This window comes from Kitasatospora sp. NPDC051853, assembly GCF_044452665.1.
Taxonomy (GTDB): Bacteria; Actinomycetota; Actinomycetes; order Streptomycetales; family Streptomycetaceae; genus Kitasatospora.
Genome location: NZ_JBITBY010000001.1, coordinates 74,112 through 100,916 on the forward strand (window position 1 = coordinate 74,112; position 26,805 = coordinate 100,916).

29 protein-coding genes are annotated in these 26,805 nt (G+C 70.2%); 19 read left to right on the forward strand and 10 right to left on the reverse strand.

The annotated features are described in order from the left end of the window. Positions 1-38 precede the first annotated feature (38 nt). Positions 39-815 (forward strand): hypothetical protein, encoded by a 777-nt coding sequence (locus ACIA8O_RS00335; RefSeq protein ID WP_396291235.1) that lies wholly within the window; start codon positions 39-41, stop codon positions 813-815. A 154-nt stretch (positions 816-969) separates the two neighbouring features. Then, positions 970-1,602, forward strand: a complete 633-nt coding sequence (locus ACIA8O_RS00340; RefSeq protein WP_396291236.1) for an SMI1/KNR4 family protein — start codon at positions 970-972, stop codon at positions 1,600-1,602. Between the two features lie 25 nt (positions 1,603-1,627). Here the strand turns inward: ACIA8O_RS00340 and ACIA8O_RS00345 are convergent, their stop codons facing one another. Beyond that, positions 1,628-2,953 (reverse strand): UDP-glucose dehydrogenase family protein, encoded by a 1,326-nt coding sequence (locus tag ACIA8O_RS00345; protein ID WP_396291237.1) that lies wholly within the window; start codon positions 2,951-2,953, stop codon positions 1,628-1,630. Positions 2,954-3,286: 333 nt separating this feature from the next. Here ACIA8O_RS00345 and ACIA8O_RS00350 point away from each other — a divergent pair, with 333 nt between their 5' ends. The 3 genes from ACIA8O_RS00350 (at position 3,287) to ACIA8O_RS00360 (ending at position 5,650) form a co-directional block, all read left to right on the forward strand. Continuing rightward, a complete protein-coding gene (locus ACIA8O_RS00350) occupies positions 3,287-4,708 on the forward strand; it encodes a sporulation protein (RefSeq protein ID WP_396291238.1) in 1,422 nt (473 codons plus the stop codon). 73 nt (positions 4,709-4,781) lie between these two features. After that, positions 4,782-5,132, forward strand: coding sequence for a hypothetical protein (locus tag ACIA8O_RS00355; RefSeq protein ID WP_396291239.1), 351 nt, complete (start codon positions 4,782-4,784; stop codon positions 5,130-5,132). A 47-nt stretch (positions 5,133-5,179) separates the two neighbouring features. Beyond that, positions 5,180-5,650, forward strand: a complete 471-nt coding sequence (locus ACIA8O_RS00360; protein ID WP_396291240.1) for a hypothetical protein — start codon at positions 5,180-5,182, stop codon at positions 5,648-5,650. A gap of 3 nt (positions 5,651-5,653) precedes the next feature. Here the strand turns inward: ACIA8O_RS00360 and ACIA8O_RS00365 are convergent, their stop codons facing one another. Both ACIA8O_RS00365 and ACIA8O_RS00370 read right to left on the reverse strand, forming a co-directional pair. Continuing rightward, complete coding sequence (locus tag ACIA8O_RS00365; protein ID WP_396291241.1) at positions 5,654-6,169, reverse strand: SgcJ/EcaC family oxidoreductase; 516 nt, start codon at positions 6,167-6,169, stop codon at positions 5,654-5,656. 217 nt (positions 6,170-6,386) lie between these two features. Then, a complete protein-coding gene (locus ACIA8O_RS00370) occupies positions 6,387-6,947 on the reverse strand; it encodes a Uma2 family endonuclease (RefSeq protein ID WP_396292097.1) in 561 nt (186 codons plus the stop codon). 123 nt (positions 6,948-7,070) lie between these two features. Here ACIA8O_RS00370 and ACIA8O_RS00375 point away from each other — a divergent pair, with 123 nt between their 5' ends. Then, positions 7,071-7,754, forward strand: a complete 684-nt coding sequence (locus ACIA8O_RS00375; protein ID WP_396291242.1) for a Type 1 glutamine amidotransferase-like domain-containing protein — start codon at positions 7,071-7,073, stop codon at positions 7,752-7,754. 143 nt (positions 7,755-7,897) lie between these two features. After that, complete coding sequence (locus ACIA8O_RS00380) at positions 7,898-8,950, forward strand: S1 family peptidase (protein ID WP_396291243.1); 1,053 nt, start codon at positions 7,898-7,900, stop codon at positions 8,948-8,950. 74 nt (positions 8,951-9,024) lie between these two features. Here ACIA8O_RS00380 and ACIA8O_RS00385 read toward each other — a convergent pair whose 3' ends face one another. From ACIA8O_RS00385 to ACIA8O_RS00400, 4 genes are all read right to left on the reverse strand, one after another. Next, entirely contained in the window at positions 9,025-9,219 is a 195-nt protein-coding gene (locus tag ACIA8O_RS00385; protein WP_396291244.1) for a YegP family protein, read from the reverse strand. 283 nt (positions 9,220-9,502) lie between these two features. Further along, positions 9,503-10,780: a tyrosine-type recombinase/integrase gene (locus ACIA8O_RS00390; RefSeq protein WP_396291245.1), complete on the reverse strand. Its 1,278-nt coding sequence runs from the start codon at positions 10,778-10,780 to the stop codon at positions 9,503-9,505. Positions 10,781-10,939: 159 nt separating this feature from the next. Next, a complete protein-coding gene (locus tag ACIA8O_RS00395; protein ID WP_396291246.1) occupies positions 10,940-11,479 on the reverse strand; it encodes a hypothetical protein in 540 nt (179 codons plus the stop codon). Between the two features lie 126 nt (positions 11,480-11,605). Next, complete coding sequence (locus tag ACIA8O_RS00400; protein WP_396291247.1) at positions 11,606-12,232, reverse strand: helix-turn-helix domain-containing protein; 627 nt, start codon at positions 12,230-12,232, stop codon at positions 11,606-11,608. A gap of 265 nt (positions 12,233-12,497) precedes the next feature. Between ACIA8O_RS00400 and ACIA8O_RS00405 the strand changes: the two genes are divergently transcribed. The 3 genes from ACIA8O_RS00405 to ACIA8O_RS00415 all read left to right on the forward strand — a co-directional run bounded on the left by ACIA8O_RS00405 (position 12,498) and on the right by ACIA8O_RS00415 (position 13,295). Then, on the forward strand, positions 12,498-12,707 hold the full coding sequence (locus tag ACIA8O_RS00405) for a helix-turn-helix transcriptional regulator (protein WP_396291248.1): 210 nt from the start codon (positions 12,498-12,500) through the stop codon (positions 12,705-12,707). After that, positions 12,707-12,928: a hypothetical protein gene (locus tag ACIA8O_RS00410; protein ID WP_396291249.1), complete on the forward strand. Its 222-nt coding sequence runs from the start codon at positions 12,707-12,709 to the stop codon at positions 12,926-12,928. The genes ACIA8O_RS00405 and ACIA8O_RS00410 overlap by 1 nt, the downstream gene beginning before the upstream one ends. 145 nt (positions 12,929-13,073) lie before the next feature. Then, a complete protein-coding gene (locus ACIA8O_RS00415) occupies positions 13,074-13,295 on the forward strand; it encodes a hypothetical protein (RefSeq protein WP_396291250.1) in 222 nt (73 codons plus the stop codon). Between the two features lie 422 nt (positions 13,296-13,717). On the opposite strand, the gene ACIA8O_RS00420 is transcribed toward ACIA8O_RS00415, so the two are convergent. From ACIA8O_RS00420 to ACIA8O_RS00430, 3 genes are all read right to left on the reverse strand, one after another. Further along, entirely contained in the window at positions 13,718-14,119 is a 402-nt protein-coding gene (locus ACIA8O_RS00420) for a hypothetical protein (protein WP_396291251.1), read from the reverse strand. Between the two features lie 68 nt (positions 14,120-14,187). Further along, complete coding sequence (locus ACIA8O_RS00425; protein ID WP_396291252.1) at positions 14,188-15,237, reverse strand: C40 family peptidase; 1,050 nt, start codon at positions 15,235-15,237, stop codon at positions 14,188-14,190. A 484-nt stretch (positions 15,238-15,721) separates the two neighbouring features. Beyond that, positions 15,722-16,204 carry an XRE family transcriptional regulator gene (locus ACIA8O_RS00430; RefSeq protein WP_396291253.1) on the reverse strand — a complete coding sequence of 161 codons (483 nt, stop codon included), beginning with the start codon at positions 16,202-16,204 and terminating at the stop codon, positions 15,722-15,724. A 279-nt stretch (positions 16,205-16,483) separates the two neighbouring features. Between ACIA8O_RS00430 and ACIA8O_RS00435 the strand changes: the two genes are divergently transcribed. The 9 genes from ACIA8O_RS00435 to ACIA8O_RS00475 all read left to right on the forward strand — a co-directional run bounded on the left by ACIA8O_RS00435 (position 16,484) and on the right by ACIA8O_RS00475 (position 26,803). Then, a complete protein-coding gene (locus tag ACIA8O_RS00435; protein WP_396291254.1) occupies positions 16,484-16,783 on the forward strand; it encodes a hypothetical protein in 300 nt (99 codons plus the stop codon). After that, positions 16,783-17,535 carry a hypothetical protein gene (locus tag ACIA8O_RS00440; protein ID WP_396291255.1) on the forward strand — a complete coding sequence of 251 codons (753 nt, stop codon included), beginning with the start codon at positions 16,783-16,785 and terminating at the stop codon, positions 17,533-17,535. The genes ACIA8O_RS00435 and ACIA8O_RS00440 overlap by 1 nt, the downstream gene beginning before the upstream one ends. A 46-nt stretch (positions 17,536-17,581) precedes the next feature. Beyond that, the gene (locus tag ACIA8O_RS00445; protein ID WP_396291256.1) at positions 17,582-19,360 is read left to right on the forward strand and encodes a conjugal transfer protein TrbL family protein; all 1,779 of its coding nucleotides are present in this window, start codon (positions 17,582-17,584) and stop codon (positions 19,358-19,360) included. Then, positions 19,357-20,898 (forward strand): SCO6880 family protein, encoded by a 1,542-nt coding sequence (locus ACIA8O_RS00450; RefSeq protein ID WP_396291257.1) that lies wholly within the window; start codon positions 19,357-19,359, stop codon positions 20,896-20,898. The genes ACIA8O_RS00445 and ACIA8O_RS00450 overlap by 4 nt, the downstream gene beginning before the upstream one ends. Next, positions 20,898-22,394: a VirB4 family type IV secretion system protein gene (locus tag ACIA8O_RS00455; protein WP_396291258.1), complete on the forward strand. Its 1,497-nt coding sequence runs from the start codon at positions 20,898-20,900 to the stop codon at positions 22,392-22,394. The genes ACIA8O_RS00450 and ACIA8O_RS00455 overlap by 1 nt, the downstream gene beginning before the upstream one ends. Next, the gene (locus ACIA8O_RS00460; protein WP_396291259.1) at positions 22,394-24,205 is read left to right on the forward strand and encodes a type IV secretory system conjugative DNA transfer family protein; all 1,812 of its coding nucleotides are present in this window, start codon (positions 22,394-22,396) and stop codon (positions 24,203-24,205) included. Before ACIA8O_RS00455 ends, ACIA8O_RS00460 begins: the two co-directional genes overlap by 1 nt. Positions 24,206-24,354: 149 nt before the next feature. Continuing rightward, positions 24,355-24,954 carry a DnaB-like helicase N-terminal domain-containing protein gene (locus ACIA8O_RS00465; RefSeq protein ID WP_396291260.1) on the forward strand — a complete coding sequence of 200 codons (600 nt, stop codon included), beginning with the start codon at positions 24,355-24,357 and terminating at the stop codon, positions 24,952-24,954. After that, positions 24,951-25,784: a hypothetical protein gene (locus ACIA8O_RS00470; protein WP_396291261.1), complete on the forward strand. Its 834-nt coding sequence runs from the start codon at positions 24,951-24,953 to the stop codon at positions 25,782-25,784. The genes ACIA8O_RS00465 and ACIA8O_RS00470 overlap by 4 nt, the downstream gene beginning before the upstream one ends. Beyond that, a complete protein-coding gene (locus ACIA8O_RS00475; RefSeq protein WP_396291262.1) occupies positions 25,781-26,803 on the forward strand; it encodes a DnaB-like helicase N-terminal domain-containing protein in 1,023 nt (340 codons plus the stop codon). Before ACIA8O_RS00470 ends, ACIA8O_RS00475 begins: the two co-directional genes overlap by 4 nt. Positions 26,804-26,805: the final 2 nt, after the last annotated feature.

Consider the following 26,805-nt stretch of genomic DNA (forward strand, 5'->3'; position numbering starts at 1 on the left):
CAGGATGCGACTGTCCACCGAACGAAGAGGAACGTCTGATGTCGAAGTACGACATGCTGGTCGTCCTGCCGTCGATGCCGCCCGAGCATTACGACGAGGCGGTCGTCGCGGCCCTGACGCCGTACCACAGCGAGCTCGAGGTGCCCGAGTACCGGGAGTACGAGGCGGCGGATCCGGACAGCGTGTACTGGGTGCGGGTGAACAAGGAGCGCGGCGCCCTGCCGGACCGGGAGGACCTCGGGTGGAGGGAGATCGCCGAGGTGATGAACTCCTGGGCGGGGAAGGGCCCCGGCGACGACGGGTACCTCCACGTCGACGAGGCCGGGCGCGGGTACCACCTCTCCACCTGTAACCCGAGGGGCGAGTGGGACGCCCTGGGTCTGCGCATCGGGGGCCCGCGTCTGCTGCACCGGCCGGACGCCGCCGGCGATCCGCTGCTGGCCAGGTACGAGTACGGCGAGGTGCCCCGGCACCGTGACCTCCTCGCCGGCCTGCCGAACCGCTGCGACGGCGGCCCGCGCGGACTGCTGGACTTCGAGGCGCTGCGTGCCGCGCACGAGCGGCTCGCCGGGGAGCGGCACGACGCGTGGGCGGCCGGTGGTGACGATCCGTCCGGTTGGCCGTTCCGGTTCGGCGAGGACCGGGCCGGGAACCTCGCCCTGGCCCGCGCCAACGCGGTGCCCGGCTACGCGCTGCTGCGGCTCGACGGGAGTTGGATCGACAAGCGCGAGGACGGCTACCTGCAGGACGCCAACGCCTACCTGGACGCCCTCGACCCGGAGTCCGTGGTGCTGGACGTGTCCTGCCACTGCTGACGGAACGCCGGATGAGGACGACTGAGGACGACTGGGGACGACTCAGGACGACGAGAGACCGGCCGGTGCCCCGGCGACCGCTTCGGCGAGCGGCGCCGGGGGCCGCGGGGAGGGGACGGGACGGGACATGGAGTGGCAGGGTGTGCGGGAGCGGGTGTCGGCTCTCAGGGGGGCGGCCGGGGCCGAGGAGGTCTTCGGGGCCGGGAAGGGTCCGTTCGGGCACGGCTTCGTGTTGGAGCCGCCGCTGGCGGAGGAGCAACTGGCCGAGGCCGAACGGGACTTCGGTGTTGCCCTGCCCCCGTCCTACCGGAGCTTCCTGCGGGAGGTGGGGGGCGGCGGGGCGGGGCCGTACTACGGCCTCTTCCCGCTCCGCCGGGACGAGGCCGGCTGGTACTGGAACGACAGCGGGGTCCGAACCGACGGCTCCGGCCTGGCGGGGCCGTTCCTGTCGGCGGAGGAGCGGGCCCGCCTGGAGCGCGAGTACGACGCCCGGGAGCCCGACGAGCGGGACTTCCCCGACGGGCAGGCGTACCGCGCGGCGCGCGGAGCCTGGTCCGAGGAGGAGGATGAACTGGAGGCCGCGCTGGAGGCCGGTGCGCTCTGCCTGAGCCACGAGGGCTGCGGCTACTACGTCTGGCTGGCCGTCACCGGCCCCGGGCGGGGCACCCTCTTCACGGACATGCGCCCCTCCGGCCGCGGGTTCGAACCGATCGCCGACGACTTCCGCGGCTGGTACCTGACCTGGCTGGACCGCGCGGAGGAGACCGTCCGGCGGCGTGGACGCTGACCGGGCGGGGCGGGGCGGGGCCGGCCTACGGGCGGCCGAGGGCGCGGTAGGTCCAGCCGGCGGTGCGCCAGGTGGTGGGGTCGAGGGTGTGGCGGCCGTCGATCACCTTCGGCGTGCTCGTGTTCGCGTTCGTGCTCATGTGCGGGGCGAGGGCGGCCGGGTCGAGGTGGGTGTACTCGGGCCACTCGGTGAGGTGGAGGAGGAGGTCGGCGCCGGTGAGGGCCTCGGTGGGGTCGTCGGCGTAGGTGAGGTGGGGGAGGGCCTTGCGGGCGTTGTCGAGGGCGCGGGGGTCGGTGACGGTGACGGTGGCGCCCGCGCGGTGGAGGGCGTCGGAGACGGCGAGGGCGGGGGAGTCGCGGATGTCGTCGGTGCCGGGTTTGAAGGCGGCGCCCCAGACGGTGATCCGGCGGCCGGCCAGGGTGCCGTCCAGGAGTTCGCGGGCGAGTGCGACCGTCCGCTCGCGGCGGCGGCCGTTGACCGCCCCGACCTCGCGGAGCAGGCCGACGGCCGAGTCCGCGCCCAACTCGCCTGCCCGCGCAGCGAATCCGAGCAGGTCCTTGGGCAGGCAGCCGCCCCCGAAGCCCACTCCGGCGCGCATGCCCCGCCGCCCGATCCGCGCGTCGTACCCGAGTGCCTCCGTCAGCACCTCGACGTCCGCGCCCGCGGCCTCGCAGACCTCGGCCATCGCGTTGACGAAGGAGATCTTGGTGGCCAGGAAGGCGTTCGCCGCCGACTTGGCGAGCTCGGCCGTGGCCAGGTCGGTGACCACCACCGGGGTCCCGGCTCCGATGATCCCCTGGTAGGCCTCGCGCACCAGCGCCTCGGCCCGCCCGCCGTGCTCCGCGAAGCCGAGCACCAGCCGGTCCGGCCGCAGGGTGTCCTCGACCGCCCGGGACTCGCGGAGGAACTCCGGGTTCCAGCACAACTCGGCCCCGTAGGGTGCCTTTTGGAGCAGCACGAGCAGTTCGGCGGCGGTGCCGACCGGGACGGTGGACTTGCCGACCACCACCGCCGGGCCGGTCAGCCGGGCGGCGAGGCCGCGGACGGCGGCGTGCAGCGCGCGGAGGTCGTAGGCGCCGTCCGGGCCGAGCGGGGTGCCGATGCCGAGGAAGTGCAGCTCGGCGAAGGCGGCGGCCTCGTCCTGGTCGGTGGTGAACCGCAGCCGCCCGGAGGCGGTGTGACGGGCCAGCAGCTCGTCCAGGCCGGGCTCGTGGAACGGGGCGCGGCCGGAGTTCAGGACCGTGACCTTGTCGGGGTCGAGGTCCAGGCCGAGCACCTGGTGGCCGAGTTCGGCCATCGCGGCGGCGTGGGTGGCGCCGAGGTGGCCGCAGCCGATCACGGTGAGCTTCACGGGGGTGGGTCCTTCCGTCGGGGCTTGGACGGTCCCCAGCCAACCCGGCGCGCGGGCGTCGCGGGAGGGCTCGCAGGCGGGCTCACGGCTCGCACCTCGCCTCGCACCCCGCTTCGCACCTCGCCTCGGCCCGGTCGGTCGGCCCGGCCTGGCGGGCCGCCCGGTCCGGCCCGCCGCCGGGCCCGGTGCGGGGGGCTCGCACGGGGGCTCACGGCGCGGGCGGGAACCTCGTGGGCCTCGCGGAGGTCCTAACCTCGGTGATCCGGCATCAGCCGCCGGGCGTACCAAGCCCCGTGCCGGGTGCGGCGGGGCGGAGCAAGGGAGAGACGGACCGTGGCACCGACCGTGCGCAGGGCCAAGCCGCCGAACGAGGCGCTGGCCCGGATGATCGAGGCCTGCGACGGGGCCAGCCGCAAGGCGCTCGCCCACCGGGTCAACCAGCTGGCCGCGGAGGCCGGGCTGACCACCCGTTACACGCACACCTCGGTCGCCAACTGGTGCCGCCGGGGCATGGTGCCGGAGTGGCCCGTCCCCGCGCTGCTGGCCCGGGCGATCGGCGAACGCCTGGGCAGGCCGGTGGAGTTGGCCGAGATCGGGATGGCGGAGGCCGGGCCGGAGCCGGACGCGGCGGCGGGCCTGGACTTCCCGCGCGACCCGGCCGAGGCCGTCCGGGTGGCCACCGCCTTCTGGAGCTCGGTCAACCGGCGCGACTTCCTCACCGGCACCGGCTTCGCGGTCTCCTCCTTCGCCACCCCCGTGACCCGCTGGCTGGTCAGCCCGGCCGACGAGGACGCCGCCCACCGGGGGCGGAGCACGGCACGGGGCAGGGTCGGTGCCGCCGACCTCGCCGAACTGGGCGAGGCCGCCGACGAGGCCCGGCGCTGGGACTCCAAGTACGGCGGCGGGAGTTGGCGCGCCGGCTCCGTCAGCGCCTGCCTCCGGGAGCGCGCCGTCCCGCTGCTGAACGGCTCCTTCGACGACCGGATCGGCCGCCGGCTGTTCTCCGTCACCGCCGAACTCTCCCGGTTGGCCGGGTGGACCGCCTTCGACACCGGCCAACACGACGCCGCCCAACGGCACTTCATCCAGGCGCTGCGGCTCGCCCGGGCGGGCGGCGACGTCCAGCTCGGCTGCTACGTGCTCACCACCATGGCCATGCAGACCCTGCTGCGCGGCTTCGCGGGCGAGGCGGTGGACATGACCCAGGGCGCCTTCGAACGGGCCAAGGGCCGTTCGGCTCCGCGGGTGCTGGCCTTCACCAAGCTGATCGAGGCCCGCGCCCACGCCCGGGAGGGAGACGCGCGGGCCGCCTCCGCCGCCCTCGCCGCCTCCGAGCGCCTGCTCGACCAGGCCCGGGCGGGCGGCGGCGCGGGAGAGCCGGCCTGGATCGACTTCTACGGCCCCGCCCGCCTCTCCGCCGACGCCACCGAGATCCACCGCGACCTGGGCAACCCCGCCGCCGCCCTGAGCTGGAACGACCGGGCCGCCGCCATGCCCACCGGCGCCTTCACCCGCTCCGTCGGCCTGCGCCTGGCGGTGGTCGCCACCGCCCACCTCCAGGCCCGCGACCTCGACCGCGGCCTGGCCCTCGGCCACCAGGCCCTGGACGTTCTGGCGGGCGTCCGCTCCAGCCGCGCGGCCGACTACGTCCGCGACATCACGGCGGCGCTCGGGCCGTGGCGGCGGGAACCGGGGACGGGAGGCTTCCTCGAACGGGCCCGGGCCTCGTTCGGGGGCGCCGCGGTGGCGGTCTGACGGTCCGTTCGGTGGCTGTGGTGGTCTGGCGGGCCGTTCGGCGGCTGCGGCGCTCCGGTTTAGGGTGGAGGGCATGCCGCTCGTCGACGTGACCCACGCGCCCGCCGTTCCCGAGTCCCAGCTGCGCGAACTGGCGGAGGTCCTGCCCCACTTGGTCTCGCTGGCGGTGGAGTGTCCCGAGGAGCCGTACGACGGTGACCTCCAGCCCGGGGACGTGGAGATCCGGTTCCGCCCGCTGGGGCCGTTGGACCGCAGCGGTCTGGACGTGGTGATCGAGATCAGGTCGAAGTGGTTCCCCAGCAGAGCGGCCAACCGCCAGGAGCGGGTGGACGCGCTCCACGAGGCGATCGGCGAGGCCACCGGCCTCGAGGACTTCGGGATCTACCTCTCGCTGCCGGTGGCGGCGTGGTCGCAGGGTGACTGACGGTCCGTCGGCATGGCGCCCCGTCAGGCCTCTCATGCATTGATGATGTGTTTGGGTCAACTTTTGACCGAATCTTTGACCGAGGGACACCGCTGCGGGCGCACGTCGACCACGCGGTCGCCGACCTGATCGAGTACCTCGGCGCCCGCCGCGACTTCGGCGGCCTGCAGTTCACCGCCCTGCTGATGGAGCACGCGGGCACCGGACTCCACCCCGACCTGCTGCGGGACCGCGAACTGCGCTCCGCCCTGGACGCCTTCGTCGACGTCGTCAGCCTGCACAACGACATCGTGTCCTACGACCGCGAGATCGAGGAGGGCACCGTCGGCAACAACGGCGTGGAGGTCGCCCGCAAGGCCCTGCGGGTCGACCTGCGGGTCGACCTGCGCGGTGCCGAGAACGCCGTCGACGCCCTGCTGACCGCCCGGGTCGACACTCTGGCGCGGGCCGCGGCGGTCGTACCGCCCTCGGCGGCCGGGTGCGGGTGGGAGGGACTGGCCCCCCGGTCCGCCGGCTGAGGGTCAGCTGTTTCCGGGGCGGGCGGCGAGGGTCTCCGGGTCCTGGACGGTGGTGTTCTGGGCGGCGGCGATGCGCCAGGTCCCGCCGTCCTTGGCCAGGACGTAGGTCGGGTTGCCGGGGCGGGCCTCGGGGTGCTCCTGGGCGAGGGCGGCCGGGTCCGGGTGGCCGCGGAAGATCTCGTCGAGGTGGCGGCCGTCGGCGCGGGACAGCGGCCGCTGACGGACCTTCACGGCGGCCAGGTCCGGCCGGACGAAGAGGACGTGCCCGACGGTGTAGCTCGCGGTGACCGGGGCCTCGGCGGTGGGCGGCAGCACGGCGCGGGTGAACGCGGCGATCTCCTCCAGCCCGACCAGCAGCTTCCCGTGGGCGGTGGTCCAGATCGCGTCCGGCCGGAAGTGCACCAGGAAGTCCTCGGGCGAGGCGGCCTGCTGGGCCTTCTCGACGGCGGCGACCAAGCCGACGATGGCGTCCACGTCCTCCTGCGGTGCGGCGACCCCGGTGATCTGCGGCTGCTCCATGACGACACCCCTCCTCGACTCCTCGACGGCCCCCGTCCTTGCGGGGCGGCTGCGCACCATCCTTCAACTTGAAGTGCACTTGAGGTCAAGGAGCTTCCGGCGGATGCCGTGCCGTCGCGGGTCTGCCTGCGCACGCGCGGGGCCGACGCCGCGGCAGTCCGGGCGAGTGCGGACGGCCGGGCGGAGGCGGGCGGCGCTCCCGCGCGATGACGGCCCGTCAGCCGAGGGCGACCTCGAGCGGGAAGGGGACGTCGGTGCGGATCGTGCCGGTGAAGACCTCGCCGTCGCGGTACGAGCGGGCGGCCGGATCGAGGACGTAGGTGTAGACGATCGGGAGGCCGGTGGCAGCCTGCTCGACCCTCCAGAAAAAGGGAATGCCTGCGCGGGCGTACTGGTCGAGCTTGACGACGCGATCGGTGGTCTCGGATCCGGGGGAGACCACCTCGACCAGGAGGAGGACGTGTTCGGGCCTGGTCGGCGAGACGTCGAGGGTGTCTGCCCGGTACACGACCACGTCCGGTCGGCGGTTGGTGAGCGGAACATCCTGGAGGCGGACATCGAAGTCGGTGTCGGCGTTCCAGTCGAAGCCACCAGCCGTGTCCAGTGCGTTGGCCAGGAGGCGGGCCAGACGGTTGTGGCGCTTGGAGGCGCTGGGGCTCACGACGACCATCCCGTCCACGATCTCGATGCCCGCGCACTGCTCCTCGGGCCAGGAGTCGTACTGCTCCGCCGTGATCTGCGCGTGCATCCACGCGGGGGTGACCATCTCTGCGCTCACGGCCACCTCCGGGGCGATCGTGCGGTAGTCGGCACTCTTCATTACCGTGCCCAGCCTAGGCCATCGCTTCGCTCACCCATGGGCGCTCGTCCTGGCCCACCGTAGGAGTCATAGGCTGGCCGGATGCGACTGTATCTGTCTTCGTTCCGGCTCGGTGAGAGGCCGGAGGAGTTGTCGGGGCTGCTCGGGCGGGCGGCGGTGGGGTGTCCGGTGGGGGTGGTCGCGAACGCGATGGACGCGGCGCCGGGGGAGGTGCGCCGGGCCGGGGTGGAGCGGGAGTGCGCGGCGTTGGCGGGGTTGGGGCTGGCGCCGGTGGAGGTGGATCTGCGGGGGTGGTTCGGGGCTGAACCCGGCGCCGTGGCCGAGGAGTTGGCGCGGTATCCGGTGGTGTGGGTGAGGGGCGGGAACGTCTTCGTGCTGCGGGAGGCGTTGGCGCGCAGCGGGGCGGACGCGGTGCTGGCTGGGATGGTGCGGCGGGACGAGCTCGTCTACGCCGGGTACAGCGCCGGGCCGGCGGTGCTCGCGGAGAGTCTGCGGGGACTGGAGGGCTGCGACGACCCGGGGGACGTGGCGGTGGCGTACGGGGAGGGGGCCGTGGTGCGGTGGGACGGGCTGGGGGTGCTGGACTACATGGTGGTGCCGCACGTGGACTCGCCCGGGCACCCGGAGAGCGAGGCGCTGGGGAGGGTCGCCGCCGGGTACCGCCGGACGGGCGTGCCGCACCGGACGCTGCGGGACGGCCAGGTGCTGGTGGTCCGGGGCGGGGTCACCACGCTGCACCCGGACGGAGCAGAGTCGGGGGAGTAGGCGGTGGAGGTCAACTGCCCTGGAGTTAAGGATAGTTGACGGTGGGATTGGCAGGACTGGCCGGATTGACGTGTGCATGGGGCGGTCGGATGGTGGAGGGGAGGAACCGCCTCCCCCCGCTTCAGGCCCCCACGGAGAGACCCATGAGGAACCGCCGCCCCGCCGCGCTGCTCGCCGCGACCGCCCTGCTGGCCACCACCGCCGCGCTCGCCGCACCCACCACCGCCACCGCCCGCCCGGCCCCCACCGGCGAGCAGGCCGCCGCCCTCGCCGAGGGGCTCCAGCAGAGCCTGGGCGAGGGCCGCACCGCCGGTTCGTACCTGGACGACGCCGGCCGCCTGGTGGTCAACGTCACCGACCTGGCCGCCGCGCAGCAGGTCAGGGCGACCGGCGCGCTGCCCCGGATGGTCGGCCGGAGCGGAGCCCAACTGGCATCCATGACAGCGGAGTTGGACCGTCAGGCGACCGTGCCGGGGACGGCCTGGGCGGTCGACCCGGTGGGCAACCAGGTGGTGCTCACGGTGGACGAGAGCGTGGGCGGGGAACGGCTGGCCCGGGTCACCGGGGCGGCCGAGCGGCTCGGCGGGGCGGTGCGGGTCGAGCGGGTGCCCGGGACCATGAGCATCAAGCTGGCCGGAGGCGACGCCATCTACGGCGGCGGCTTCCGCTGCTCGCTCGGCTTCAACGTGCGCAAGGGCACCACGTACTACTTCCTGACGGCCGGTCACTGCGGCAACGACGCCCCGTCCTGGTACACCACCTCCGGCCACACCACCAAGCTCGGCGACACCACCAACTCCCGCTTCCCGGGAGACGACTTCGCCATCGTCAAGTACACCAACGGCTCGGTGCCGCCCTCCAGCGTGGACCTCTACAACGGCACCACCCGCCGGATCACCGCCGCTTCCACCCCCGCGGTCGGCACCACGGTCACCCGCAGCGGCAGCACCACCAAGGTGCACAGCGGCCGGGTCACCGCCCTCAACGCCACCGTCAACTACGCCGAGGGCAGCGTCCGCGGCCTGATCAAGACCACCGTCTGCGCCGAACCCGGCGACAGCGGCGGCGCCCTCTTCTCCGGCAACACCGCCCACGGCCTCACCTCCGGCGGCTCCGGCAACTGCAGCGGCGGCGGCACCACCTTCTTCCAGCCCGTCACCGAGGCGCTCACCGCCTACGGCGTCAGCGTGTACTGACGGACGAGCGGGTGAGCGCGCACGCGCGCCGGAGGCCGGCCCACCTCGCCGTGGGCCGGCCTCCGTGCGGCGGGCTACGCCGGTGCCGCCGCGGTGGCCTCCGCGACCTTCGCGTACGGCGCGGCCTTGCGGATCGACTCGATGCTCTTCAGGCACTGTTCCTGCGTCTCGTACGGGTCGCTGGTGATGATCACCGCGCCCGTGCTGGCCTTGAGACGGAACCGGTGCACACCCGACTCGTCGGTGTAGAGCTCGAACTTCGCTGCCATGGGACTTTTCACCTCTCGTAGGTCTGCCCCCCACGGCACCGTAGGACGGCCCCCGGGCGAGCCGCACGTTGACGGGATCCGATCGGGTGGCGGGCCGTCAGAAGCCGGTCAGGAGTTGGTTGATGACGCCGAGCGAGCCAAGCGGCCAAGTCGCGGAAAGCTGAGATCGGCAGCATCCGTAGTGCTGTCAATCGAGTGGTCCAGAGCAGGTTGCAGGCGCTAACCGACGAGCCCACAGCACAGGGCCATTTCACAACCAGTGCACATGGCGGCCCCTCCGCGACTAGGGCACGGCGCGGTAGCGCCGGCTGATCGCTTCGCGGGCCTTGTCGAGGGACCGGGCAACGCGGTGGACGTACCTACGGAGAGTGAAGGCCGGGTCCTCGTGGCCGAGGAGATCGGCCAGCGTGTAGACGTCGACTCCTTCGTTTAGAGCCTCTGAGGCGAACAGGTGTCGCAGTGCGTGCATCATTTTGTCGCGGCATTTTTCCCATCGCCGACCACGCCCGACAGGCCTGTCATTAATGGCCTGAATTATTCCGATTTCTTCAAGTGCGGCTTTCCAGAGGTAGTTGATGTAGTTTTTGTTCATCGGCTTGTTTTCACGGGATGTGAAGATAAGTTTGACCGTGACGGGAGGGCCGTTTCGTTCGATCCACGGGAGAGTGACTTCGACGGGCGGAAACTGGCGAGTGTGCTCAATGAGGATATTTGCCAGATCGTCACCGAGCGGGACGATTCTATCCTTCGGGTCGTCGTCGCTTCCGCCCTTTGGTGGAGCGAAGACCATGGTGCCACGATCGTGCGCAATTTGACGCCGAATATGGACGACCTTGTCCTCCTGGTGCCAGTTGACGTCATCGGGACTGAAGCCGAATATCTCGCCTTGTCGCATCCCGAGACCGCGGCCGCAGTCGACTGTTGGCTTGTATCGATCTGGGAGATTTTCCTTGATCCCCTCGGATGCTTCCCAGTCGATGGGCAGATCCTTCGCCGCCTTTCGCTGGCGGCGAGGCTTGACCCTCTGGACCGAGCGCGAGGCGCAGGGGTTCTTAGCGATTAGGTCATCGTCAACTGCCATCGTGAGAATGGAGTTGAGATGAGTGTAGATCAAGCCCGCGTAAGCCTCGCCGATGGAGAGTAGCAGATTCTTGATCCAAGACACGATGCGCGAGGGGATGAGATCTTTGACTTTTATGTGGCCCAGTGGCTCAATGATGTAGCGCTGCACACGGGCTATGTAGTGCGGTTCGGTGCGAGGGTTTCGAAAGATGAGATCGGCAAGCCATTGCTCCGCCAGGCTTTGAATAAGAGTGTCACCCTTTTCCTTGGAGATATAGGTTCCATCATTGACGCTTGACTCGACCTTGCTTAGGTGCTTTTTTGCGTCGTCGTACTTATCGAAGCTCTCGCTTAGCTGATTCCCGTCGTAGTCCCGCCAGCGAGCTAGCCAGCGCTTGCCCTGTCCGTGGCTTCTCGACGGCACCTTGTTGTGAGTTGTGCACTTCTTTTCCCCGGTGGCCGGGCGCGACTTGTGCCAGCGGTCGTAAGGCTCAGACATTCGTTTTCACCAAGCTTAATTGTGATTCGGTTCATGGCTCTGTCTCCTTCTTATCTGCCCGTAGAATTAGCGGCCCGTAGGCCTGCTCGGGTTGCCGAATATTCGGTGCTGTGTGTCCTCGAAGACGCCGGTGGGGTGATCGAGGTTTTGCGGAGGAATTTAAAGCGAACGGCCTGGATGTGCCGGACGCGGTATTGGACGGACTTCGAGCGCGGGGTTGTGTGAAAGGTATCTGTGGCGGACGCCGAACTCCAGAACGCGCTTGAGCGTCGCGAGGATGCGATTGATCGCGGCGATGCTCAGGCGACCTTCGGCATGAAGTGCTGCTACCAGCCGTTCGATATCCGCCTGGCTGATCGTGAAGGCGACCTTGGCTCCAAGGCGAGGTGGGAGGTATAGGTCGAGCGGCCTCCGACTTGGGCGCGGGTAGCCCGGCGCCAGTCCGTTTGACCAGTGGTCGATCAGGTTGCTGAGCGTCAACGGTGCCTGGCCGCAGGTGATCTCCGCTTGCAAGTCCAGAGCAATGCGCCAGCTCGGCACGCTCAGGCTGTGGAGGGTTCCTGCTTCATCGCGCCAGCGGATGCGGAAGCGGCTCGGCGGTGTGCAGCGAGCTGCCCGTGCGTGGGCAAGGGCCTTCTGGTAGTCCGCGTGCTTAGCGCGGTCCTCGATCCGTGCGGGGAGCATGGTGATCCATTTCATGATAGGTGCATGTCATTAAGCCTCCTCTTCTCTGCCCGTGGGGGAGTTGGACCGGGTGGTCTCGTCCTCGGGTTCGCTGAACTCGGCGGTGTGGTTGCACCGCTCGCCTAGGTAGTGCTCTGTGTCCTACTGATCGGTCGGAGTCTCGGCTTGGGGCCTGAGCATCGCCTTGAGCTCCTCCGGGCTGGCGCCGGAGTCGATCGCTGCGGTGATCTGCCCGAGCTGGTTCTGCAACTCGCTGTTGAACTGCTGGACCAGCTCGGCTGCCCTGTTCTCCAGGACCGAGCGCGTCAGCTCGTTCACCGCAGCCTGCCGGTCGGTGCTGGCCGGCATCTGCTGGACGGTCGCCGCGTAGAACTGGCGAGAGTCGCTGTCCGGGAGGGCCCGCTGGCCAGTGAGCCAGGCCAAGAGCAACTCGCTGTCCGTGATTGCCAGTTCAGAGGTCAGCTGGATCGCCGTGCCGGGTTCGGCGTCGTCGGGCATCCCCATGAGGTGCAGGGGCGAGACGTCTAGCGCCACCGCGACGATGACCAACTCGTCGATGGTCAGCTCGCGTCGACGGACGCCGTTCTGCCGTCGACCCGTCTCGATGTTCGCCAGAACGGGCGCCGTGAGGCGTTCCCCGCCAACTCGGGCACACGCCTCTGCGAGCTGTTTGGTGGTCATCCCGCGCCTCTTGCGAGCGTCGCGCACCCGGATGGCTGCCGCATCGCTCACCGACAGGGTCGGCGCCCGGCCGTCGTCGGTGGACATCTGCCCTCCTCGCTTGTCGTATCGGCAACTGTACTCAACCTCTCTCAGATGTGCAATTGACAAGCAGCCTCGGAGCCATGGGAGTCGATTCGACATGTCACCGCTGCGCCTGTCACATCACCGCTGTTCGCGGGAGGAGACGTGTCGAAACGACAAGTTTTGATGTTGCATTGACAATGCTCGCTGCCATGTCGGATGCTCGTCTCGGTTGTTCGAACGACAAGAAAAATTGTCGAAACGACGAATAAGATGGATGTGAGTACAGATGTGCACGGACCGCACAGGCCGGCCCGACCGGATGTGGACCTTGCAGGAACTGGCGGACCACCTGCGTGTGCCGAAGCAGACGATCTACCAGATGAACTGGAAGGGGACGGGCCCGACGAGCTACAAGGTCGGCCGTCACCGCCGGTACGACCCAGCCGAAGTCCAGAGCTGGCTCGCAGAGCGTTCCTCCAAGGCGGAGGAGGCGTGATGACCAACTGCTCTCCGAGGCGCCCCTGGTGGTCGGTGGACGAGGCGGCCTCTCGCCTTGGTCTGTCGACGGCGGATCTGCGCGAGGCCGGCTCGCTCGGGCTCGGGCCGAGGTACACCGAGACCGACGGCGTCCGGGCTTACCGCCCCGCCGATGTCCGCCTCTGGGCAAGGACCGGCTGGGTGCGCGACCACCGCGGCTGGAACCGGGAGGCACCGTGATCCAGCTGATGGATCGGTGGAGGGTGCGCAGGCCCCGGCCGACTGCTCAGGGGCGGTCGCCGATGCCGCCCAGGCCGCCCTGACGGTGCGCTCACCCAGCACACAACGGCCCGCAGGCCGACACCACTACCGCAGGAGAACCCCGATGCAGAGCTTCACCCACGACCGTTACACCGAGCAGCCGCCCTCCACCTGGATCGGCCGGCACTGGCTCTCCACTACCCGGGACGGCTCAGGCCAGTACATGCGCGGCGTGATCATCGACATTCGCCCCGGCAGCGTCCGGGTGCAGTGGCCGGGCGCCGGAGCGGAGCCCGACACCACCGTCTGGACCGACACGGATAGGGGGACCCTGGCGCGCGGGTGACCAACAGGCCGGTGGCCCTCACCAGTAACTGGTGAGGGCCACCGGCCTGTTGGTCACCCGCGCCGTGTAGCGGCCGGACTCTTCTGGACCCCTGAGCGGCGGAGGCACGCAGGTCGTTCAAGCTGTGCGACGAAGGAGATCCGCGACTGCGGATGCGTACGCCAGGGACCTGTCCCAGACCGCGTGCCGATCAGCGCTGGCCTGCTGGAACTCGTCTTGCCTTTCGGCCTTCACCCGCATACCCAGGTCAGGGTTGAACCAGCTCTGTACCTTCCGGCCGCTCTTCGCGCCGAGTCGGCTGGTGGCCCTCACCGGTGCGCCCTGACCGAGCTGACCGGTCGGCTCGTACACCTCGTAGCAGTCCTCCTGGCTGCGGTGTCCGAGCAGGCTCGCTTGCAGCAGACGGGCCTTCGCCGCCACATTCAGCACTGACGGTGGTCGGCGGGGAGCCCCACGAATTCCTCGGGCCCGGGAGCGGGGATCAGCCGCCAGACACCGGTATCGCCCTGGTTGACGATCTCGCACCACCAGCGAGGAGTGACCCCGCCCGGCAGGAGCACGCCACGCGGTAGCCGGCGCGGTGCGGGGCGCCCGGCCGCTCGGCGCCGCAGCAGGAGGGTGGCGGCCTTGAGCACGGCGGCCTCGTGTGCCTTGCGCAACGCTACGGCAGAGGCGATTGTCGCCTGACGCCGCTTCAAGGTCACCGGACTGTCGTCGGACGGTTGTTGAAGGACGGCTTCGATCCGAGCGGCGGCGTCGCGAGCCAACTGCACCCGCTGGTCGAGCTTTCGAGCGGTTGTGGTCCAGCTGGGTCGGTGTTCCATCGGCTTCCTTCAGAGTGGCGGGCCCGGCCTGAAGCCGAGACGACAAGGGTAGAAGGGAGCAGGGACAGTCAGCTGACGATGCGGCGGAATGACGTGGCCTTCAAGTCCCAGTAACCGCCGGTGAACCGGGTGACCTGGAGGTTCTTGCCGGTGCGGGGCGCGTCCAGGACCAGGTCGGAGCCCAGGTACATGCCGACGTGACCCGGTGCGGCTACGGTGCCGGTCCCTTTGAGGAAGATGAGGTCGCCCGGCCTGAGGTCGGAGGCGTTGTAGATCGGCCGCCCGTTGAGAACCTGCTCGTAGGTGGTTCTGTCGATCTTGACCCCGCCTGCCTCGTAGGCGCGGAGCATCAGGCCAGAGCAGTCGTAGGAGGGGTTGCCGGTGCCTCCCCATTGGTAGGGCATGCCTACCTTCGAAAGTCCGAACCGGATGGCCTTGACCACAGCGACGGGAGTGCCGGGCGGGAGAGTGAAACCGTTCATGTCGGTGGGCCCCTCCGTCGTCGCTCCGTCGTCGCCGCCGTTCCCGTCACCCGTCGAGCAGTTGGCTGCGTTGCCGCCGAAACCGGTGACGAGTTGGCGGGCCATCGCCTCCCACCTCGCGTAGGCGTCCGGGAAGCCGCTCCGCTGAACCCGCTGTGCTGCCACCGTCACCGGCAGGGCCTCCCACAAGGGGACGGTCACGAGTACCGAGTAGAACTTCTTGCTGGAGTAGACCGGGTCCATGATCTGAGCGGGCGTCCCCCACCCCTGGCTCGGACGCTGCTGGAACAGCCCGAGTGAGTCGCGGTCCCCGAACGTGATGTTGACCAGCGTGCTCTCTTGCATGGCTGTCGCGATGGCGATCACCGAAGCCTGGGCGGGGAGTTGGAGCTGCACCGCGACCTGGTGGATGAGGCTCGCGTTGTTGATCTGCTCAGTGGTCAGCTTCACCCCGTCGGCGAGGACCTCGCCCGGTGCGGCGGGTTTGAAGCACAGGCCCCCGCCGGTGCCACCGGCGCCGCCTGGCATGAGCGCTGGGGTGGTCGCCGATGCCGCTCCGCCGGCGAGCGCAACGCCGAGCACCAGGCCGAGTGGCGCTACCAGTACGGCTACTGCCGCGGTCACGGGCTTCTTCACGGTCACACCTCACCGCCGCCGGACCGCGGAGGTCACGACCTGCTGCTGTCAGTTAATGGAGTTCCGAAGAACCATAAACTGATCAGCCGCTCTGGTGAACGTGAGGAGCGCCACCCAGCGCTACGCGAAGACCGCGCTGAGGCGGCCGCCCCGGGTCACTTCCAGTCGAGGAGGTGGTCCAGCGCCGCCGGCCTCAGGTCAGGTAGGGCAGTCGCGAGGACTCGCGCCGCGCCCGCTTGCCGGGGGGCGGGCGCAGGCGGCGCACCCTTCTCCGGGGCGGTCAGCGGCCAAGGGCGCGCCGTGGCATGTACGGCAAACCGGCCTCCGCAGTGGCCTGCGCTCATGAAAATGCCTCCCTGGCTGGGGAGGCACTGATTCTGGTGCGTCGTCATGTGGTCACCCCCCGACTCCGCAACAGCGTATGCGAACCATCATCGCCCGTGTGTGCATGGTGTGTAATTGTGATGATTCGGTGGGCAGGGCGTCATTCGATGGCGGGATCCACCGGCAGTCCCTCCAGCTCCCGGGCTGACCTGGTGATCTCCGTGATCCCGCGGATGGCCCGGTCGGACAGGCCGTAGGCCGCGAGTACGAGCTCTTGGACGGCCGGACTTGAGAGGCTTGCCGCGATCCGAAGTTGGGCGTCAGTGCGAGCGGCGGTCTCCGGGTCGCTGAAATACGCGGCGTCCACTCCGAACCAGTCCGCGATGGCTTCCAGGACCTCCGTGCTGGGGTTCGTCCGCTCGCCACTGCGCAGCTGCCATAGGTAGACCGAGCTGAGGACCGAGCGGCCGGCCCGCGCGTTGATCCCTTCCGCCGCCTGCGGGTTGCTGAACGGTCGCGCGCCGGCCGGGTGGACGGTTGCGAACAGCCGGTCCAGCCGCTCGGCCAGCTGACCCTTGCCGGGCCCTTGCTCTTTCTCAAGGGGGATCGGTGTCGCCTTCGTCGGACGCTTCTTCGCTGGCATGGCCGTGGCACTCCCTCTCGGATTGACCATCATCGTTGCGCACCGTGACATATCTGCGCCAGGTCATACGGAGCGTGGTCGACGTGTGACTCCTCACAGGAGAGATGGTTGACGTGGCGTGTTGACCTCCGTTTATGGTTTGCCTACAGCCCATTAGCCAGGGTGGTTTGCACGCTCGTGCTGAACCCGGCGGGCTTCCTGCCACCCCGCTCCGGGGCGGCTTCTCGTGGCCAGCGCGCCGTCGCGGCTGGCACGTCCGCGCACTTCTTGGGAGCCTCCATGTCCACCACCGTGCACGTCGTTCAGATGCTGGCCGACATCCGCAACCCTGCGCCCGCCGACCCGACGAACGGCAGCAAGGGCGCCGACCTCCTTCTGTCCTACGCCAAGTGGGGCGCCCTCATCGCCTGCGCCGTGGCGGCCGTCGTGTCCGGCGGGCTCATGGGCATCGGCCACCTGAGCAACCGGCCCGACTCGGCGGAGAAGGGCAAGCGCAGCTTGGTCTGGAGCCTCGGCGGCGTAATCGTGACCGCCTGCGCGATCCCCGTGGTGAACACCGTCTTCGGAGCCGCGGCCTGATGAACCAGTTCCTCGACCGCCCGCGCCGTCGCCGGGTTCTGCCGCTCCTGATCGTCGGTGTTTTGGTCTTCCTGGCTGCCCTCGCTGTTGGCGTGGCGATCCAGTCCGGCAACGGTCCCCAGGAACCCCGGGTGTACACACCTCCGGCCGCCATCCCGGCACCGGGATCGGTCACCACGGTCGAGCCCTCCGACCAGTCCGGTGAGCCGGCCCTAAACGGGCCTCTCCAGCTGGTTCGCGGAGCCCGGCTGGTCAACGGAGTGTCGATCGGCTACCCCCACTCCAGCGTAGGCGCGGTGAGTGCGGCGGTCGAGTACTGGAGGCAACTGGGCTCGACCCTTGAGCCTGACCGGGCCGCTGCCATCGCGCGAGTCGTCGCCGTCGACAGCTGGGCTGACGCGCCGGGCACCTTCGCCAAGGGGCCGGTCGCCACCCGGAAGGCACTGGGGTTCGCGGAGTCCGGCCAGATCGACCCGAACGCCTCCGTCGTCCTGAACCCGGTCGAGTACCAGGTCCGCTCGGTCAAGGCCGACAGCATTCAGGTTCTCCTCCTGGCGACGTACTCCACCGCGGTCCCGGGGGCGGGGATGCAGACCCGCATGGGTGTCTACCCGCTTGACCTGGTCTGGTCCGACGGCGACTGGCGCATCCCGGCCCCTACCGGAACCTCCACCACCGACTACACCACCCTCGTCGCCGAGCCGGGCAGCCCCCAGGCATCGGCGAAGGGCTGGAACGAATTCAAGCGATAGAGCGAGCGATAGCGATGCTCAGCACGAACACCACAAGGAGGCCGGCATGCCCTGCGGCCTGACCGACCCCGTCGGCTGTGTCACCGACGGCGTCATCGGCAGCGTCGGCGGCGAGGCGGTCAGCAAGCTCGCCGTAGGCGCATGGGAGTCGATCTGCAAAAGCTTCGCCGACGCCATGACCGAGCTGCTCAAAGCTTTCGCCGCCGCGTTCGCCTCGATGCCTGGCCCCGACCTTGCGTCCAACGGAGTGCGCTCCGTCTACGCCATCTCGCTCGGCATCGCTGCCTCTGTGGCCTGCCTCCTGGTCATCGGCCAGGTCATCCGCACCGTCTTCACCCACGACGGCCGCCCCCTGGCAGCCGCAGCCGTGGGACTGGGCAAGGCGGTTATGGCTTTCCTGCTGACCCTCGTGCTGGCCTCCACCGCGCTGCTGGCCTCCGACGAGATGACCCGCTACATCGTTGACAACACCATCGGCGGCCAACAGCAGCTCTCCGACAAGCTCTCCAAACTCGTCGCCTGGAACCCCGGGCAGAGTGCGTCTCTGCTGCTCATCCTCGCGGTGCTGGGCATCCTGCTGACGATCGTTCTGTGGTTCGAGATGCTGCTGCGCGGCGCCGCCATCATGGCCCTGATTGCCACCTCGCCCATCGCCGCCGTCGGCCAGATCTCCGACTCCACCAAGCGCTGGTGGTCGCAGCTGGTCGGGATGACCATCCAGCTGATCTTCCTGAAGGTCGTTATCGCGATGGTCTTCTCTCTCGGCTTCAACCTCGCGGGGGACAGCCAGGACCTCACCACCACCCTGTCCGGCATGCTGGTCCTTCTGCTCGCCGCGCTTGCCTGGCCCGCGGTCGCAAGGTTCTTCACCTTCGCCAGCGTCCAGGTCGGAGGTGGAGCAGGGCTTGCCGCGCTGCTCGGATTCGCCGGAGGCCAACTCGCCACCGCAGGTGGTGCGGCCAGCGGGCCGACTCCTGACACCTTCGGACAGGAGACGGCGAGCCGGACGATGGCGGGGGTCGAGAGCCGCGGCGGTGTGCCCGGTGCAGGGGCCGGCGGAGCGGGTGCTGTCGGCGGTGCCGCCGGGAAGCTCGGCGCTGTCGGTGCCGGTGTCCGGCTCGCTCAGCAGGCCGTCAACTCGCTCGCGCAAGGCATGGAGAAGATGGCCGGGCACGCCGGTGCCTCGGGCGCCAACGCCTTCGCCGCCCAGCCCGCCGGGTACGTCCACCGGTACCCGTCTGCCCAGTCCGGGGCAGGCCCTCGCCAGGATCAGCCGGTCTCGGAGACCGACCAGGGGACTGCGCTGGCCGAGCCGGAAGCCCCCTCCGCTCAGCAGGCCGACCACCAGCACGCCCTCCACGAGGCCACCCCCGAGCTGCCGGTCGCGTCCGGCCGCAGCGACCCGCCCACGATCGAGTTCGCACCGTTGCCCGCAGGCCCGGCACCGAGCGGAGCAACCCCCGGAGCACCGGCAGCGCCTCCGCCGACATCACCGTTCAGCGGACCCGCGGCGGCCTCCTGGAGCAGCACCTCCCAGGCCGGCGCACCCCAGCCCGCGGCCTCCGCCCCGGCGCAGGCCCCGGCCCCCGCGCCGAAGCCGACCAGCGCCACATCGGCCCCGCTGCCGGTGAGCGGGCCGACCGCCAACACCAGCCCCCCGGCACCACAGGCACCGGCCGCCACCCCGCAGCCGGCCCCGGCCCCTGCCCCGCAACCCAGGCCGGAGCAGTCCAGGCCCCCGGCCGTACAACCGGCCGACCCCGCACCAGCCAGTGAGCCGTCAACCGGCCCGGCAGACCAGCCCGAAGGAGGCAACGCGTCGTGAGCACCCAACAAGCCCCGGCGAGAACCTACTTCGGCTGGCAGGAGGAACGCGTGGCGTTCCTGTTCGGCCTGAGCACCCAGCGAGCGGCCATGCTTGGCGCTGCCGTGCTGGCCGGTATCTGGCCGTTCGCCATCTCGCACGTCCGCGTGGGCCTCGTGACCTGGCCTGTCGCCTTTGTCCTTCTCCTGCTTGCGTTCGTCCGGATCGCCGGCCGGACTGTCGATGAATGGGCGGTCTCTGCCGTGTCCTTCGAGATTCTCAAGTTCCGTGGGCAGAACCGTTTCCTCGGCGGGGCGTTCTCGCCTCGCTCGGCGGTCACGGACGAGCCGACGATGGACCTGCCGGGCATCCTCGCGCCGCTGTCGATCCTCGAAGCTGACGGGGGCAGCGGCGACCCGATCGCGGTCATCCACCACCAGCTCGACCGCAGCTTCACCGCCGTGGCCCGGATCCGTGTCCCCGGTATCGGCCTGATCGACTCCCACCGGCGCGACCAGCGCGTGGCCGGCTGGGGCGAGCTGCTCAACAGCCTGTGCACCGAGGGCAGCCCCATCATCCGCATCCAGGCACTCCAGCGGCTCCTCCCCGAGTCCGGGGCCGCACTCCAGCGCTGGCACCAAGACCACGTCTCGGACCAGGCCCCCGACGTCGCGGTGGACATCACCAGGTCGTTGCTGTCCACCGCCACCCTGGCGACCAGCCAGCGCGAGGCGTATCTGGCGATCACGATGGACGCCGCCCGCGCCGCCGGTCCCATCAAGGCCGCCGGTGGCGGGACCAGCGGTGCCGCCACCGTCCTGGTCCGCCAGCTGCGAGCCCTGACGTCCGGCATCGCCTCCGCTGACCTCCAGGTAGAGGCGTGGCTGGGCCCGCGCGAGCTCGCGGAGGTCCTGCGAGTGGCGTTCGACCCACACAGCAGCCGCATGCTCGCCGACCGCCGCGCCGCAGCGACCGCCGCCATGGTCCGCGGGCTCGAAGCGCCCGTCGAACCCGGTGTCGACCCGATCGCGGCCGGCCCCTCCGCAGCCGAGAGCTGGCGTGGCCGCTACGAGCACGACGGCGCGCTGAGCGTCACCTACGCCGTCCGCAGCTGGCCCAAGAACAAGATCTACTCCACCGCGCTCGCCCCGCTGCTGGGCGAAGGCCAGTACCGACGGAGCTTCAACATGCACATCGAGCCTCGGAGCCCCAGGGCCGCCGAGCGCGAGGTGATGCAGGAGCGGACGGCGCGCTCGGTCGCCGTGAGCATGAGGCACAAGACCGGACAGATCGTGCCGGAGCACGAGCGCCAGGCGCTCCGCCAGGCCGAGGCACAGGACGCCGAGCGCGCAGCCGGCCACGGGCTGGTCCGCTACACCGCCTACTGCACCGTCACCGTGACCAACCACGCCGATCTGGAAGACGCCTGCGCCGCGCTGGAGGCCGACGCCAACAGCGGCCGGATCGAGCTTCAGCGGATGTGGATGGCCCAGGACCTTGGCTTCGCCCTCGGTGCCCTCCCGGTCGGCATGGGCCTGCCCAAGAAGCGAGTGGCCTGATGATCCGCCGACGGCAGCAGCAGGCAGACCTCCCTGTCCTCGACCTGGCCGACGTGCTCGGCCGCCCCACCCCGGCCGCGCCGACGCCCCCGAAGGCGAAGACGCCCAGGCCGCGCCGCGAGCCTGTCGCCCCCCGGCGCGGGTGGGCCCGCCCCTTCGCCGGCCGAGCCCCCCGGATGCCCTCCATCCCCGTCTACCGAGGCAGTACGGGCCAGGTCCAGGGCCTCTACCCCTGGCTGTACGGGCAGTCGATGCCCCCGGCCGGTGCCTACATCGGTGTCGACTGCCTGGCCGGTGGCGCTTTCTCCTGCCACCCGATCGAGTGGCTGCACCGCGGGCTGATCACCAACCCGAATCTGCTGGTGACCGGGGTGCCGGGCGCAGGCAAGTCCGCGACCGTCAAGGTGTTGTCGACACGGCTCGCCGCCTACGGCGTGCGCACCTTCGTGCTGGGCGACATCAAGAACGAATACGCCCCCTTGGCCAGGGCGTTCGGTGTCGAACCCGTCGAACTCGGTCCGGGACTGCGCAACCGATTGAACCCGCTGGACGCCGGTCCGCTCGGCAGCAACCTGCCCTCCGACCTGGAGGAGCTCCGAGAGCGCCTGGACGAAGTCCACCGTCGGCGGATCACCCTTCTCTCCTCCCTGCTGGTCATGCGGCTCGGTCGCAACCTGACTCCTACCGAGGAGGCCGCGCTCTCCCTGGCGATCCAGCACTCCTCCGGCCAGGCCGCAGGTGCCAGCCACCTCCAGGATCCGACGATCCCTCAGGTCTGGGCCCTGCTACGCGATCCGCTGCCCGAGATGGCGGACGAACTCCGGGTCCGTGGCGCTGACGTAAGCGAGCTGCGGGAGATGATCCGGCCGGCCGCCGACGCGCTCGGCAACATGGTCCGCGGCAGCCTCAGCGGTCTGTTCGACGGGCCCACCACCGTGAGGCCCGACTTCGACGCGCCGATCCAGACCGTCGACCTCTCCCGGATCGACGGCCGCGGCGACGAGACCGTGGCCATGACCCTTGCCTGCGTGTCGAGTTGGGGCCAGGCCGCGATCGACGAGCCCGGCGGGCCCGTCCGCCTGGTCGTCCGCGACGAGCTGTGGCGCGCGATGCGCGTCCCCGCGATGATCCGCAAATTGGACTCTGACCTGCGGCTCTCCCGTGCCCAGGGAACCATCCAGGTCCTCAGCACACACCGGTTGGCGGACTTCGAGGCCGTCGGCGCGCAGGGCAGCGAAGAGGTCAGCATCGCGCGCAACCTGATCGCCTCCTGTGACGTGCGGATCTGCCTGAGGCAGGACACCGCACCCCTCGCCATGACGCGCGACGCGATCGGCCTTACCGACACGGAGTGCGCACACATCGGCAGCTGGTCCGGGGAGCAGATCGGCCGTGCCATCTGGAAGATCGGCCGGACCTCCAGTCACGTGGTGCAGACCATCCTCAGCCCGATCGAGCGTCAGTTGTACTATACAAACGAGAAGATGGCCGTCTGATGGCCACCGCGTCGAACTCCACCGTCGCCCGGCGGCCAGTCCTGGACGGCCCGGCGGACTACCTGATCGTCCTGCTGATCATCGTGGTGGTCACCGTCACTGTCGGGACATGGACCACCGGCCAGGTCGCCGGGCTGATCACGCACCTCGCCTGGCCCGACGCGGAGTTCGGCGACGCCTTCGCCATCGCCCAGCATGTGCCGCACCACTTGGACAACCCGAAGGCCGCCTGGCCCGAGCAGGCCCGCCCCGACCTGCCCGGCCCGCTCGGCTTCGCCGTCGCGGCCGGCATCGTCGCCTGCGCGATGCTCACCGCGGGTGTGGTCGTCCTGCGCAGGCTCCGACGGACCCGCCAGGTTCGCGGCTTCGCTTCCCCCGCGCAGCTGGCGAAGACCATGTCCGCCGCAGCGGTCGTCAAGCGCGGGCCGATCGTCCGCCCCGCCCTCCGGGGACGCCGGATCAAGCCGGCCGATGTCGCCGTGCAAATCGGCCGCACCGCAGCCGGGATGCTGCTGTGGCTCTGCGTCGAGTCGTCCGTGCTGATGCTCGCGGCTCCGCGGCAGGGCAAGACGAGCCAGGTGATCATCCCGTGGATCAAGGCGTGGCAAGGCCCGCTGCTGATCACCAGCGTCCGCGGCGACGTGCTCGACGCGACCGCGCTGATCCGCCGCCGCCTCGGCCCAGCGCTGGCGATGACCCCGACGGGCATGGTCGAGTGGCCGGACCAGGTGCAGTGGTCGCCCTCCTCGGGCTGCGAGGACTTCGGGAAGGCCATGCAGCGGGCGGACCTGATGGTCCGGATCGGCAAGAGCGAGACCAGCGACAGCTCCGGGGCCGGCTTCTTCGGTGCCACCGCGACGAGCCTGCTGGCCGCCTGGCTGCACGCTGCGGAGATCACCGGCCGCAGCATGGACGATGTCCTCCGCTGGGCCTTCAACCCCAGCATCGAGGAGCCCATCCGCCTTCTCGCTGAGTCCACCCGTGCCGAGCCCGGCGTGGCAGAGATGCTCGATGCCCTCTACCGGCAGCCCGGTGAGACCCGCGCGAACCTCTTCAGCACGGCCCAGACCGCACTCACCCCGTTGTTCTCGCCCTTGGCGCGCCGCACCTTCGTTCCTAGGGCCGGTAACAGCATCAACATCGAGGACTGGCTGCGGTCCAACGGCACGATCTACCTGCTGGTGGACAAGGAGGACTCGAAGGCGCTCGCGCCGCTGATCGCTGCGTTCGTCGCTGAGGTCTTCAGCACCGCCAAGCGGATCGCCGACCGCTCACCCGGCGGCCGACTGGACCCGCCGTTGGGAGCGCTGCTGGACGAGGTCGCCAACGTGACCCCGTTGCCGAACCTCCCCGATCTGATGAGTTTCGCGGGCGGTTCAGGGATCTACGTTCTCGCGGTGCTCCAGAACATGGCCCAGGCCAGGTCGATTTGGGGGCGAGATGGAGCGGAGATGCTGTGGGGCAGCTCCACCGTCAAGGTTGCCCTCGGTGGTCTCGGCGGCGACGAGCTCCACGAGTTCAGCAAGCTCGCAGGGGACTTCCGGGAGTCGCTGACCACCTACCAGAGCGGCAGCCACGGCACCACGATGCAGACCACCCTCCAGGACCGGAAAGCCGTCACCCCGGACGAGATCCGCACTCTGGACGAGGAGAAGCGCGAGGCCCTGGTGCTCCACGCCACCACCCCCGTCGCCAAGGTCCGTCAGCAGCGCCACTACGAGGGCCCCGACCGCAAGGCGTACGAGGAGAGCATCGAGTGGGCACGCCGCTACCGTGCCGGCGAACTCGACCCGACCGAGGTGGCCGCATGATGATCCGACCCCCCTGGAGCACAGGTCACCACGAGCCGAGCGCAGACGCCGACCACCGCTGGAAATCCCGATTTGACTGGCGGCACCACCGGGGGTTGCTCCGCCGAGCCGAAGCCTCGATTGACTCCACCCTCCGCTGGAGCGGACCGGTGCGCGGCATCGACGGCGCGTACTACCACGCCGGAGAAGACCACACCGGTGCCCCCGTGGTGTCGGTGTTCAGCCCCGGCTCCCAGGAGACCGTCCCCGCACTGTGGCCGACCGACGATTGGGCTGCCCACCGGGCCCTGACCGACGGGCGCCTCCACCCGCTGAGCACCTGGCGCCCCACTCGGGCCGACCAGGAGGACCTAGTGCTCGCGTACCTGGTCCAGCGCCCGCGTGAACTCGCCGACCTCGGCGGCTGGGTGCCGGTGGACACGTTCACCGCCCACGTTCGGTACGGCATCTACGAGGCAATGCTGACACTGCACGCCGACGCCGAGCCGGCCGTGCCGGAGGCCATTGAGGAGCGCATCCAGAGAAGCACCGAGGCGCTGTCGCCGCGCCTGGCGCAGCTGGTTGCCGACACGATGGACCACTCCGCCTACCTTCGTCGACTGCTGCTCACCCCGAGCACATCGGTCGAGGCGCTCGACGCCGCTGTGAGCCTGGTGATGGCCGACTGGAAGGCGACCTCTCCGATCCGGCGGCTGGACCACCCCGAGCGCACCCGCTCCCTGATCGCTCTGCTCCAGGACCAGACATGACCGACCACGAGATCACGCCGATCGGCCGGGTCAAGCACCGCCCGCATGCCCGGGTACGCCCGATCCGCCGCCGCCGCGCCGACAACGCCCCCGTCAAGAGCGCCAGCTCCGCAGCCGTCGTGGCAGGCGCACCCACACGCCTGGTCGAGTGGCACACCATGACCGGGCCAGAGCGAGTCGAAGCGTGGGCCGGGCTCTGCGCCTGGGTGACCTGGCTCCACGACCGCTACGAGCTGGCGGTTGAATCGCGGCTCCCGCAGTGCTGGGCCGAGCACCCCGGGTTGATCGAGGAGCTGTGGGCGCTCAAGGTCTGGCGGGAGGAGATCTACGGAGCCGCCCCGGACCATCAAGTCGGCCAGGCATCGCGCTATTGGCATGCTGAGCTGCGCGCCGTGGTGGCCAACGCGACCGGCGTCTACGCCACAGCCTGCCGAACCGGGCACCGCGGCCCCGACATCCGGGCCGCAGAGTCCCCTGACCTCCAGAAGCGCTGGGCCGAAGCCGACGCCTGGGCCGGAATCCCGGCCCGGTTGCTCGCCACCCACGCGGACACCGCCGAAGCCGGCAGCCCCGACCGCCTCACCGCCCCCCAGATGGACGATGCGCTCGCTCGCGGTCTCGCCTCGCCGATCAGCCCCGGCATCCCCGAGTACGTGCGATTCGCCGACACCTGGTGGGCGATCGAGTTGAGCGGCGACTGGCTGCGCATCGTCAACGAGGAACTGCTGGAACGGCTTGATGAGGCTGCCGCCCGGATGGCCGCCGCCGACGACGCCGCCCGCCGCTACCGAGAAGCCACCACCGGATCGACGCCGAGGACGAACCGATGACCAACCCCGACCTCGCGCTGCGAGCCGAGCAGGCCGTCATCGGCGCGGCGCTGCGTGAGCCCCAACGGCTCGACCAGATCGCCTACTTGACCCCGGATCGGATGGCCCACCCCACCAACCGCGCCCTGTTGGCTGCCCTGGTCGAGTCGCGGACCAGCAACCCTGCCACGCCCGCCGCCCGGATGCCGGACCTCATCGCCCAGAAGGCGGCCGTCCGCGGTGTCGGCGCCGACTACCTCCGCCGGCTCGCCGACGCGGCACCGCAGCCCCGGAATATCGCGAGCTACGCCCGACTCGTTCAAGAGGCGGCCGTCCGGCGGGACCTCGCGCTCCACCTCGACCGGCTCCGCACCACCGCGGGCGAGCGCGGACCCCAACCGTCGCTCGACCGGCTTGCTCAGCGGCTCGAACAGCCCCAGCCGGGCGCCAAGTTCAGCGAACCCGCCCCCGAGCCGTACCAGCCGCGAACCCAGCCGACCCACAGCCACGAGGTCCGGGTCGACCTTCGGCTTGAGCGCCAGGACGCCGTGCTCGCGGACCTTCTCCAACACCCCGAACACGTCCGTGAGGTGAGCACCTGGCTCTACGCCGAGGCGTTCGAGGCGGGGCCGCGCAGAGAGGTGTACGAGGCGATCGTCGTCGTCGCCGAGCGCGGCGATCCGGTCGACCAGCTGACGATCGAGTGGGAGGTGCACCGGCAGGACCCGGAGCGCTACGAGGTCAAGGTCGAGGTGACGGTGGAGGAACGACCCGACTACCTGGCCAGGCTCGCCGCCACGGCCGTCGTCGTCGGCGCGGCCGTCGAACTCGGCAGAGAGATCATGGCCGAGGACATCCGGGCGAAGCTCGCGAGTGACTTCGCCGGCATCGACGTGACCACCCGCGGCCCCAGCACCGATCCCGCGCCGAGCCCGGAAGTTAGGGTGAACGCACCGGCTCCGCAGGTGCAGCCCGCTCCGCTTCTGCAACCGCCCCCGGTACAACAGGCCCCCGCTGTCCAGTCGAACATCCGGCCGTGAGG